The following is an 11,295-nucleotide window of genomic DNA, read 5'->3' as shown; positions in this document are numbered from 1 at the left end:
TCAGCACCCATCGCCTCGACCCGAATCAGGTCAGTGCCCCCTGCCGACGCCGGTACCGCTCCTCGAAACCGGCCACATACACCGACGGCGCCACCGAGGACGTCGAATGCTCCACCACACCGTCGTCCGCGACATAGAAGATCGCCCGGCCGATCGCGATCTCGCCGCGCGGCACCGGCACGTACACCATCCAGCCGACGTCGACGCGGTCGGCGGTCAGTCGGTCGAGGGGATAGCCGGTCGTATCCAGACCGCGATCGAGGATGTAGGTGCGCACCCGGTCGACCGCCTCGCTCGCCGAAACAGCCTGCGGCACTTCCCGTGCCGTCACACCCGCGATGGAGAACTGGTACAGCGCGGCCTCGATGTCGACATCGTCCTCGCCGAACACGGCCGAGACCGCCGCCCGCGTGACGATGCCCGCCTGCGCAGCGGACACCAGTGCCTCGGCGGCGGCGCGCCTGCCCTCGTCGTCGCGGTCGGGCAGCAGACCCAGCACCACGTCGACCACGGTATCGGCCGTCCACACCCCGGGCACCGCGGTACCGCACCGGTCGGCCGACGGCGACTCGCCACGGCACCACCTGCCCTCGTCCCACCAATAGCAGAACGACAGCATGCCCGTCGCCGCCCGCGGGTTGAGCACCGGATCGGCCACCCACTCCGGCGCTCCCGCATAGTGGTTCGGCATCGGCGCGCCCTCGTTGTACACCGCATCCAATTCCGGTGCGTTCCACACTCCGCCCGACAGCACCGCCCGCCCGCCCGGCAGCACGTACAGGGTCGACCCGGCCCGCCGGGAACTCTCGAACCAGCCCAGCGACGGCAGCATGCGCGGCCCCAGCGCGGATCCGACCGCGACGAACGCCGCCGACAGCACGGCCCACCGCGCCCACATCACCGGCAGATCCGGCAATTGGTTCTCCATTGTCTCCGCCCGCACCCCGGCGGCCCGATCGGCGCGCACCGCGAGCACCGCCGACCGCGGGCTGCGCGTCTGCCGGTCACCGTGGCCGATGTACGCGGCCAGCCACACCGGAAGCCGTTCGCGCGGAAAAGCTTCCAGGTCGGCACGGTACACCTCCGGGGCGAACAGCTGACCTTCCGGAAACGGCTCATCGCCGTAGTCGTACCCGAATTCCGGCTCCCCTGCCTCCGAGGACCACACCAGCAGCCGCCACCACGGCCCGTACTCGAGCCGGGCCGACAGCTCCCGCAGCCGCCGTGCCGAGGTGAGTATCGCCTCCGGCGGGTCCATCCGCACGGAACGGCCGTCCACGGTGAACACGATGTCGACAGCCTCCGCCGCGACCGTGAGCGCGAAACCCGCTGCCAGAGACTGCCATCCGGGCGGGCCGACCGCGGCGATCTCCGCCGCGATCGCCTGCGCCGACCGCAGCATCTCGTCGTCCACGGTCGGCGTGGGCGCTTCGTCCGTGTTGGCGTCTTCGGCGTCGGAGGACTTCATCGGACCACCTCATTGTCGAGTTACGCACTGTCACAACCGGTCTCCGGGTCCTGCGGCGACGGCCACGGTGTCGGTGAGCAGACCGCACAGCGTCTTGGCGGGTTCGGAAGCGCTGTCCCCGTTGAGCATCACGTCCGTGAAGGCGTCGGCGAGCGCCGCGCCCGGATCGAAGCGGCCGCGGTCGAAACTCGCGCCGCTCAGCTGATCACGCCACCGCTTGTATCCGGCTACCACGGCACCGAGTCCGGCCGCGCGGTTACCGCCGCGCAAGTACTCACCGATCAGGCAGCGCTGCGCCCGCCCGCGCGCCTGCTCGCCACCCGCGAGGTCCAAGGCGCGCCCGAATTCCCGAACGGTTGCCGCGTAGACCGGGCGCTCGTCGGCGTGCGCAACAGCGGCACCCGGCCGGTGCCGGGCGCGTTGCATCTCCTCCAGCAGGCCGGGGTCGGCGGCCGCGTCCTCGTCGAGAGTGACGTACCAACCGGGTGCCTCGGAGTCGGAAGCCTGTTCCAAGGCAACGCGGACAACCGCCGAAGCACCGAGGGATGCGACCGCGACACGACGAACGGCTATCACGGGCCACCGGGCCAGCACGTCGTCGACTGCGGCGAGGAACTCACCGACCACGACCGCGTCCAGTTCCGGACCGTCGAAACCCGAGACCGCCAGGGCGTGCCGATGGCCCAGTGCGCGGGCCGCCCGGGCAAGCGCGGTCTCCGCCTCGGCCGGTCGTCGAGCCCAAGTCGGCGCACGGTCTCTTCCGTCCGCGCCGGTGCCCGCTTCGGGGCGGCTCGAGTTCCGGTCGGAGGGAGGCGCGCCTGCGGCTCCGCGCGCCAGCCCCCGGGCGGGTGTCGATCCGCCGGCGGTGCCGTCGCTCGCAGACCACGGCGTTCCGGGCGGCTTCCGATCCGCGCGCACGCTCACCCCGCTGGGACGCCGGTTCCGTCCGCCGGGCGGCACGCTCGTGGTCGGTGCCGAGGCGTTCGATGCAGGCGATGTATCGGCTTGGCGGGCAGCGCCTTCCGGCGCGGCGACTGCCGACCGGCCGGGTGCGCCGTTAGGCCCGTTCCTTTCGCCATCCGCCACGCCACTCGCGCGGCGGCCCGCAGTGCCGCCCGCCCCGATACCAGGGGTACCGCCCGGTTCTCGGCCTGCGGCGTCGTCATCGGGACCCCCTGCCTTGCGGTCGGCGCTGCCCGTGGTCCCGCCACTGACAGCGTCCCCGGACTCACCACTCGCGCCGCCCCTCGTATCGCTCGGAGCGTGACCCGTATCTCCGTTCGCCGAGCCGGGAGCATGGCCCTTCGCAGCGCCGGACGCGTCCGGCCGCGATTCACCGCCCCCGGTGGGCCGATACAGAGTCGCTCCGGTCCCCCCGCCATGCGCGATCAGCGGTTCCGGCTGCGTCATCGAAGCCGCGCGTACGGCCTCCGCGGGCGTCGACCCGGCCGCCGCGGGCGCAGTGTTTCGGGCCTCGGCCGGCACCGGCCCGGAGTACGGCAGCCCCGGATCGAAACCGACCCCGTGCTCGATCGCCTGCCGCCCGACGCGGTCCGCTTCCTCGACCGTGTCGGCGGCGGCCGCCACTTGACCACCGAATCCGCGCAGGGCCCGCGCCAGTTCCCGTAGCGCGGCGATCGCCCGCTCGGCGTCTCCCGCATACGATTTCTCGAACTCAACGCCTGCTTCGTCGTCCCCCCACCACTTTCCTTCCCGCGCCAGCGCCTGATCCAACCGCTCCGACACCCGCTCGACCTCATCACCGATCACCCCGAACGCCACACCCCGCGCACGCAAATGCTGCGGATCGACCCACATCGACCCGCTCATCGCTGCTCCCCGCCTGCGCCACCGGCGCACGCCCCGCCGTGCCCCCGCACTCTGGTCATGCGACGACACTTCCGCTGCGAGTCGGCGAAGCTGTTGTCCGGCAACGACCGTTCTCTCTCTCGGGAGCGACACCACACGGCGCCGCCAGGGCGGAAACCCACCCTCCCAGCTTGATTACCTACGTACCTCCGAGACATCGGTAAATCCCGTACGTAATCCGATTGCGCAACAGCGCAGCACTCGTCAACGGAACTCCGTGGCTCTCGAGGTCGATATGCCGAATAAGATTCAGCGAGCGGGACCGATGAGCGGTACGGGTCCGCCCGCCAACCCGCACACGCGCATCGCCCCGTACCCGATCCCTGCGAGCCCCGTATACAGCCCCGGCACCTCGAGGTCGCGATAGAGACCACAGCGGTGGCCGTTCCGGGTGATGTCGTCGACGACGGCGGCGGCATGCCGGCGAAGGCGATGCCACAGTGCGTCGTCGGCTCGTTCGGCGGCGACGGTCACGGCCAGCTCCAGACTGCCGAAGTCGCCGTGGCACAACGAGTGTCCGTTGCCGAAGCCGCCGCGCAGGGTCGTCTCCAGCGCCGTATCGAGTTCGGCGCGCAGGTCGGCGCGCTCGCAGTGGCGCAGGAGATGAAGACGGGCCAGTCCTATTCCGGCCGCGCCGTGACACCAGGCGATCGAATTGCCCTCGGTGCCCGCCCAATCGCCGCGTCGTTCGACCGTAATGCCCGCGGTGTCGGGGAGGGCACGGATGTCGCGCCAGTTGCCGCGTTCGCTGTCGAAGAGGGTGCGCTCGTACCGCACTGCACGTAACGCGGCGTCGAGATAGCCTGTATCACCGAGTATTTCGCTCGCTGTAGCCAGTGCCGAGGCCACCCCGGACGCGCCGTGACCGTACCCGGCCAAGGGGCGATGGACGATACCCAGCTCACGCATCCGCCGCGGCAGCCACGCCGCGGCCACTGTGCCCTGGCTCGTCACCAGGCGGTCCGCTACACCTCGGACGATATCGCGAATCGCCCCGCCGCGACCGGCGCGTGCCAGCGCACCCAGGCCGAGAAGTGCGCCCGCGCAACCGTCGAGCACCGCGAACTCCTCGTCCGCCTCCGCCAGGCGCGGCATGGACTTCGCGAGAACGATTGCGGCCCACAGCAACTCGTCACGCTGCCACAGCGCACCCAACTCCGACAACGCGTAGACCGCGCCGCCCAGGCCGAGCAGTCCCAATTCTCCGCCGCCGTGCGCCAGCCGTCCTCGCTCGATCTGCCGCAGTGCCGCCGCGACGGCTCGGCGTGCGCGGTCGCGATGCGTGGTGTCGCTGCTGATCTCGGCGTAGTGGGCGAGGAACAGGGCGATGCCGAGACCGCCGGAGTAGAGGTCCGGGCCGACCACGCCGACCTCCCAGTGGGTCCCGGCGCTGGTGTGCACCCCCAGCCACACCGCGTGCTCCGAATCCTCCACGGCCAGTTCGCCGAGCCGCTCGGCGACGCGCTGCGCCACCCGGAGCAGCGACTCGTTCTCGACGGGCGCGCGTGCGGGTGTGTGGGCGTCCCGTGCCATGACCGCCGGCTGATCCCAGCGCACGCCGTTGGTGAGCAGACACGCTCGGATCAGCCAGATCTGGCGCGCGAGATCGTCCTCGCCCAGGCGATCCAGCAGTTCGCCGACCACCTGCCAGCCCGAGGTGACACCGCTGTCGAGGACGACCGCACCGCGATCGTCCAGCACTTCGGTACCGTCGACCCGCACGGCGAACGCGGGAATGTCGCAGCGCCACAACGCTGCTCGCTCGCTCTCGGTGGCCGCGGCCAGTCCCGGTTTCGTGGCGACCTCCCGCCACAGCAGATCGAGATGCTGCTCCTGGTCCCAGCGGTCGCGCAGCAGCCGCGGATGGAACGACATCCCGAGAATCATTCCGTAGGTGCTGGTGTCGCGGAGCAGCACGCGGACCTCGTCGTGCCGGAACGCCGCCAGCGGTCCGCCATGCGCCGTCAGTTCGGCCCGGTGGCGGCGCAGGACGTCGTACACCTCGCGGAAGCCCGTCACGACGTTGTCGGCGTAGTCACGCAGGCGCACCGTGCCCGCCACCCGATGCGGCTGGTTGCGGTTGCGCGGTAATTCGGCCTGCCGCAACCGAACTCGCATGCGGTCGGTGCCGCCGGCCTCGACGTGGGCGATGCGCACCGAGCTCAGCGTCCCGTCGTCGAGGCTCATGCCCGACAGATCGGCGAAACCCGCTGCGCCCGAGGGCAACAGGCCCGCGTGGATGACGGAGCTGGTTACCAGGTCGGTGGCGGCGGATTCCGCGGGCGTCCGGTCGGCGTGGCGCAAGGCGTCCAGCCGTGGTTGCAGCAGGGTCTCCAGGTCGATCAGCACCGGCTGGTCGCCCGCGGCGATCAGGTTCTCGGCACTGATGTCGTTGGCGTGCAGGACATACAGCAGCGCCAGCAGCGCGCCCTGCCGCCGATAGAACGCACGCAACTCACCGGTGCTCTCGCACGGACGCGACTCGACGAACTCCATCCAGCCGTAAGAGCCACGATCGAGACATCGGACGGTACGCAACGCGAGTCCGTCCACCCGGGCGTTGATCCACGCCACCAAGTCCTGGAAATGGGCGTCCACGCCGAACGGCCGCGGCTTGTACACGACCTTCCAGCCGGAGGCGAACTCGAGTTGCGCCACCGACCGGGCCCCCCGGTGCAGGTCTCCCAATCCTGTGGTGACAGCAACCAGCGGCCCGGTTTCCGCCGGCGCGCCGAGCTTTTCGAGAACGTCCGGCAGATCGGTCAGCAAGCGTGTCAGGAATTCGTCGGTGGCTTCGCGCCACAACTCGGCCGCGACGACGATCCGCTGTGCCAGCAGCGGGTACTCATCGTAGAAGGATCGTCGCCGGTCCGGATCGGCGAAACCCGCTGTGAAGGAATCGAATCGCTGCGCGGACGTGCTCCCGATCAAGGTCCGCGCGGCGCGGGCGCGTGCCATCTCCGCGAGCATGCTGCGGTGCAGCATGGTGTCGACGGCCGCCGCGATCCCCTGCTCCACCAGTCCTGCGACCAAGGCGTCGGGATCCGGCACCATTTCCGCGAGATACGTTGACCTCGTGATGAACTCGCGCGCTCGCGCGGCGAGATCGCCACGCAGCCGATCCATCAGATCACCCGTCGCGGTCAGGAACGGACGCCGGTGATCGCCGGGCGCGGAGGTGCCACGGCACAACGTGTCGATCGCCGCCGCGGCGTCGTGCTCGGCGGGCGGGCAGGCCAACAGCGAGAGCAGCCGATCCTCGTCGAGCCCGGCTGTCGAAAGGCGCAGCCGCCACAGGTCACCCCCGTCGAGCACCGCGCCGGGAATCGCGGTGCCGTTCGACTCGTCGACCTCGAACGGCACCGCGCGACGCCAGCGCGTCAACCGGTCCACAGCCTCCTGCGCGGCCCGCGCATCACCCGCCACGGCGCGCCGGTGCCGCCACCGTCACGAACAGCAGGTCGGGAAGTAGCTGAACGCGGTGCCGATCGAAGCCACCCGGGTGTCGTGCATGTCCTGCAACCGAATGAACTCCGCCACTTCGTCTTCCAGGTTCCCGGCCGGGTCGAACGCCACGTCGAACTTCTCGTGCAATCGGAGAGATGTCATCGTCAATCCTCGTTTCGATACCACCAGCGGACGACAAACAACGCACGGCAGCGCCGAAAAAGGCAGCGCGCCACCGGAGTACGCCGACGAGCTCGGCGAGCGAACGCCGGTACCCATCCGAGCGCACCTCCCACGATACGGACCCACCGGTCGGAGAACCCGCCAACGCTGGGGATACCGCGCCCCAGCAGGGCAATGTGTTGTTGTACACAGCCTTCCGCGACCGACGAGCTACCATGTCCGAGCCCCGCGCCACTGTGATCCACCCGCGGGTTGCTCGGACAGTGTTGTCGTACTTCGGAACAGAGGCGTGCACATGAACCACAAGCTCTGGTTGCTCGGGCGGTCCGTCGTGGTCGGTGCTCACCTACTAGGCGAGAAGATCACTCGGCCGAAGGCGCGGTCCATCGAAGATGTTCCGGTTTCGGGCGAGACGATCACCCCGCAATGGCTCACGGCGGTCCTGTGCCGAGACGTTCCGGGAGCGGAGGTGCTGTCCTTCGATACCGCCGACGGCAGTCGTGGCACCTCGACCCGCGTCGCGATCCGGGTCGAGTACAACGACGCGGGCACCGCGGCGGGCCTGCCCACCGAACTCTTCGCGAAGACCACCACCGCGTTCAGTCAGCGCATCCTGCTCGGCGGCGGCCAGATGATCGAGGGCGAGACCCGCTTCTTCCGGGACTTCCGCCCGCGAGTCGACATGGAGGCGCCCATCGGATATTGGGGCAACTCCGAGGCGTCGTCGTGGCGATCGATCGCGCTGATGGAGAACATCGAGGCGACGCGCGGGGCCGTGTTCAGCGAGCCGACCGCCCCGATCGGCCGCGAGCAGATCGAAGACCTGGTCCGCAATCTCGCCCGGTTGCACCGCACCTTCTGGGCGGATCCGTCGATCGCCGTCCTGAACACCCCCGCCTACATGCTCGACGTCTACCTCGCCGCGATCGATATGAAGAAGCGCTGCGAGGTCGGCCTGGAGCGGGCGGCGGAGGTCGTTCCCGAGGCGCTGCACGGTCAGAGCGAACGGTTGTGGGCGGGCGTCGAGCGCGCGATCACGATCGCCACCGACGACATTCCCCCGACCCTGCTGCACGGCGACCCGCACATCGGGCAGACCTACGTGACCCGCGACGGCCGGATGGGCCATGTCGACTGGCAGGTGGTGATGCGCGGGGGCTGGGCCCACGATTTCGCCTACGCCGTGAACTCCGGGTGCGAGCCCGAGGACCGGCGCGCGTGGGACCGCGACCTGCTGGCGGCATATCTCGACGAACTGGGACAGGCGGGCGGCGAGGCGCCGTCCTTCGACGACGCCTGGCTGCTATACCGGCAGCAATCGCTGTTCGCCTACGCCGCTTGGGCTTTCACCATCGGACGAGCGGCCTACCAGCCCCGGATGCAGTCCACCGAAACCTGTCTGACGTTGCTGAAGAGGATCACCACCGCGATCGACGACCACGATGCGCTGACAGCGCTCGGCGTCTGACCCACGGCAACAACACCTTTCACGTCACAGTCTGGAGTCGCGTGTTGAACACGTCGCAGTCCGGGGCACGCTCGTGCCCCGTAATTCACAGTTCGCCGATAGCCTCCGACGGCCCCCGGGTGGCGTTGTACGCACCCGAATTCGCCGCCGATCCGCACGCGGTGTACCGCGACATGCGGAAGCGATACGGCGCATTGGCGCCGGTCGACCTCGCGCCCGGCGTGCCCGCCACACTGGTGATCGGCTACCGCACCGCGGTGCGCATCCTCAACGATCCCGAACATTTTCCCGCGGACCCCCGCGTCTGGCAGCAGTCCGTGCCCGCCGACTGCCCGATCCTGCCGCTACTGGAATGGCGCCCGATGGCCAGCAGGAGTACCGGCACGGATTACGCGCGGTATCGCCAGGCCATCACCGCCGGCATCGACACCGTGGATCTCTATGCGCTGCACGGGATCGTGGAAGAGATCGCGATTCCCCTGATCAATGGTTTCTGCCAGAACGGCCGCGCCGAGCTGATCAGCCAGTACGTGTACCCGCTGGTGTTCGAGGTCGTCAACTACATGCTCGGCTGCCCGCCCGAGATCGGCCAGCAGGTCGCCGCCGGTACCGCCGCGCTGCTCGAGGGCGTCGACGCCGAGGAAGGGAACCGGATACTCGGGGAGGCGTTGATGAGTCTGGTGACTCTCAAACGCACGGAACCGGGCAACGACATCACCACTGTGCTGCAACAACATTCGTCCGCGCTCGACGATGTCGAGGTATCGCATCATGTGTCCCAGGTCTACGGCACCGGCATCGAATTCGAACTGAATCTGATCACCAACACCCTGCTGGTCATTCTCACCGACAATCGATTCGGTGACAGCGTGCTGGGCGGCAGCCTGTCCTCCCGCGACGCCTTGGACGAGGTGCTGTTCGACGACCCGCCGCTGGCGAACCTGCTGATCACCTACCCTCGCCAGCCGATCCTCATCGACGACGTCTGGCTGCCGGCCCATCAGCCGGTCGTCATCAGCATGGCGGCCTGCAACAACGATCCCGCCATCCGAACCGGTGACCTAACGGGCAATCGTTCCCACCTCGCCTGGGGCATCGGCCCACACGCCTGTCCCGCCCAGACCCTCGCCTGCCTGATCGCCCAGGACGCCATCGACCAACTCCTCGACGCCCTGCCCGAGATCACCCTCGACGTGACGGACGGCGCACCGGCTTGGCGGCCGGGCCCCTTCCATCGAGCCCTGACCACACTGCCCGTCACCTTCCCGCCGTCCGCCCCGCTGAATTTGAACGGGTCGGCACGGCGAGCTTGACCCGCGGACCCCGCTCCACCAGGACATGCCGTCCGGGACCGGTCCCGAGACCGGCCGCACACAATCTCCGGGTTCGGGTCTGCCGTAACCGTTTCGGCGAAACGGTGCGGCGGCTTTCCTACGGCAGAGGAGTGTCATGAACTTCGCAACCAAGCTGGCCGTCGCCGGTGGCGTACTGCTCGCGGCCCCGTGGGCGGGTACCAGTCTTGCCGCGGCCGCTCCCGTTCCGGTGACAGCGGCTCCGGCGGCATTGATCGCATCCACGGGCACTGGCCGTCTTTCGGGCGTTACCGGCCGCGTCGCCTCGGGCTCGGTCGCCGCCGAACCGGGATTCGATCCAGGACCGTATCCGAGTTGGGACGCCTGCGAACGTGCCCGCGCGAAGTACTACGATCCTTCACGTCTGGAATGCGTCCCGGCCTGACAACGAGCATCGATGGGAGGCTCTTCCAGGCGTTCGGCTCGGGCGTGGGAAGCGCGGCAGCACTGACAATCTCTCACGATACGGGCAGGCTTCCGGCAGCAGCGGCAGAGGCGGCAGCCCGCTCGGCCCGGGTCGGTCGGTCACTGGTTCGACTGTGAAAGGTGCCCATTCGCAAGCCCTTCCCGCATGCGGATGCGGTAGTGACCCGGCGTGGCGACGGCCGTTGCCTAGTTTGCCGCTGCGAGCCGGCGGCGGAACCATTCGGTCAGGCCCGCGTCCACCTCGCGGGCCAGCGGCGTCTGGGGTGCGGGCTCGATGCCCGGCTCGTCGGCGAGTGGGTGTGCCAGGCCGGGGATGGACAGCAGCTCGGCCCGGTGGCCCAGTGCGTCCGCCAGCCGCAGGGCGTCGGCGCGCAGGGCCGGGTGGTCGTCCTCGCCGCTGACGATCAGCAGTGGCGCGCGCTCGGCGATGGTCTCGGCCCGGGAGACGAAATCCAGTGCGTCGACGACCTTTTCGGACTCGGCGTCGTACGGGTAGTCGCCCCCGAACAGGTCGACAACCGAACGCATCCGGATGGCGGCGTTCACGAGGGCGCCGGCGAAGATCGGGATCTCGCTGTCCGCGAGAATGCGCAACGCGACCGCGCCGCCGAGGGAGCCGCCGAGCACACCGATCGGGCCGTCGTCGACCGGCAACTGGTCGCGCAGCGATTCCAGTGCCGCCGGGAATTCCTCGACCGCCTGCCGCACGAACGGATGTAGATACAGCATCAGCGGATCTTTGGTGGCCAGCTCCACGATGGCGTCGGTGCGGCCGTCGACCATGCGCGCCCCGCACATGGGCATACCGAGATGCACTCGCCACGCCGGTAGGTCGTGCATCGGCAACGCGGCGGCGAAGGCGGCATCCGACCTCGGCGCGTCCAGCATGTGCCAGGTGACGATCAGTGTGGTGGCACTTTCGCTGGCAGGCGGTAGTGCGGTGAACGGCACGCCGGCGGCGGTGCCCGTGATCGGTGAACGCATACGATCACAGTAGAGGGCCGAGATCGGGCGGAAATAGCCCACACCGCAGACGAACCAGCCCCCTGTAATCCCCGCGTCGGGCAGGTCGCCGGAGCGCA

The 11,295-nt window shown here is 69.3% G+C and carries 8 protein-coding genes; 3 read left to right on the top strand and 5 right to left on the bottom strand.

Annotation, left to right across the window (positions count from 1 at the left end):
* Positions 1-25 precede the first annotated feature (25 nt).
* The 4 genes from IU476_RS25790 to IU476_RS25775 all read right to left on the bottom strand — a co-directional run bounded on the left by IU476_RS25790 (position 26) and on the right by IU476_RS25775 (position 6,946).
* A complete protein-coding gene (locus tag IU476_RS25790; protein ID WP_228824319.1) occupies positions 26-1,468 on the bottom strand; it encodes a hypothetical protein in 1,443 nt (480 codons plus the stop codon).
* A 30-nt stretch (positions 1,469-1,498) separates the two neighbouring features.
* The gene (locus IU476_RS25785; protein ID WP_195104254.1) at positions 1,499-2,386 is read right to left on the bottom strand and encodes a hypothetical protein; all 888 of its coding nucleotides are present in this window, start codon (positions 2,384-2,386) and stop codon (positions 1,499-1,501) included.
* 1,200 nt (positions 2,387-3,586) lie between these two features.
* Entirely contained in the window at positions 3,587-6,730 is a 3,144-nt protein-coding gene (locus IU476_RS25780; protein WP_195104252.1) for a type 2 lanthipeptide synthetase LanM family protein, read from the bottom strand.
* A 54-nt stretch (positions 6,731-6,784) separates the two neighbouring features.
* Positions 6,785-6,946 (bottom strand): hypothetical protein, encoded by a 162-nt coding sequence (locus IU476_RS25775; protein WP_195104250.1) that lies wholly within the window; start codon positions 6,944-6,946, stop codon positions 6,785-6,787.
* A 316-nt stretch (positions 6,947-7,262) separates the two neighbouring features.
* On the opposite strand from IU476_RS25775, the gene IU476_RS25770 reads away from it, so the two are divergent.
* The 3 genes from IU476_RS25770 to IU476_RS25760 all read left to right on the top strand — a co-directional run bounded on the left by IU476_RS25770 (position 7,263) and on the right by IU476_RS25760 (position 10,172).
* Positions 7,263-8,435, top strand: a complete 1,173-nt coding sequence (locus IU476_RS25770; RefSeq protein WP_195104248.1) for an aminoglycoside phosphotransferase family protein — start codon at positions 7,263-7,265, stop codon at positions 8,433-8,435.
* Between the two features lie 119 nt (positions 8,436-8,554).
* On the top strand, positions 8,555-9,748 hold the full coding sequence (locus IU476_RS25765; protein WP_324194309.1) for a cytochrome P450 family protein: 1,194 nt from the start codon (positions 8,555-8,557) through the stop codon (positions 9,746-9,748).
* 136 nt (positions 9,749-9,884) lie between these two features.
* The gene (locus IU476_RS25760; RefSeq protein ID WP_195104246.1) at positions 9,885-10,172 is read left to right on the top strand and encodes a hypothetical protein; all 288 of its coding nucleotides are present in this window, start codon (positions 9,885-9,887) and stop codon (positions 10,170-10,172) included.
* A gap of 227 nt (positions 10,173-10,399) precedes the next feature.
* Here IU476_RS25760 and IU476_RS25755 read toward each other — a convergent pair whose 3' ends face one another.
* Positions 10,400-11,197, bottom strand: a complete 798-nt coding sequence (locus IU476_RS25755) for an alpha/beta hydrolase family protein (RefSeq protein ID WP_195104245.1) — start codon at positions 11,195-11,197, stop codon at positions 10,400-10,402.
* Between the last annotated feature and the right edge of the window lie 98 nt (positions 11,198-11,295).

This window comes from Nocardia blacklockiae (assembly GCF_015477355.1).
In the GTDB taxonomy this organism is placed as follows: Bacteria; Actinomycetota; Actinomycetes; order Mycobacteriales; family Mycobacteriaceae; genus Nocardia; species Nocardia blacklockiae.
The sequence above is the reverse complement of the archived record's forward strand: the minus strand, read 5'-3'. Positions and strand labels throughout refer to the sequence as shown.

Excerpts from the sequence above, each read along its gene's own strand:
- IU476_RS25775 (WP_195104250.1), bottom strand. The coding sequence starts at position 6,946 with ATGACATCTCTCCGATTGCACGAGAAGTTCGACGTGGCGTTCGACCCG.
- IU476_RS25770 (WP_195104248.1), top strand. The coding sequence starts at position 7,263 with ATGAACCACAAGCTCTGGTTGCTCGGGCGGTCCGTCGTGGTCGGTGCT.
- IU476_RS25760 (WP_195104246.1), top strand. The coding sequence starts at position 9,885 with ATGAACTTCGCAACCAAGCTGGCCGTCGCCGGTGGCGTACTGCTCGCG.
- IU476_RS25755 (WP_195104245.1), bottom strand. The coding sequence starts at position 11,197 with ATGCGTTCACCGATCACGGGCACCGCCGCCGGCGTGCCGTTCACCGCA.
- IU476_RS25790 (WP_228824319.1), bottom strand. The coding sequence starts at position 1,468 with ATGAAGTCCTCCGACGCCGAAGACGCCAACACGGACGAAGCGCCCACG.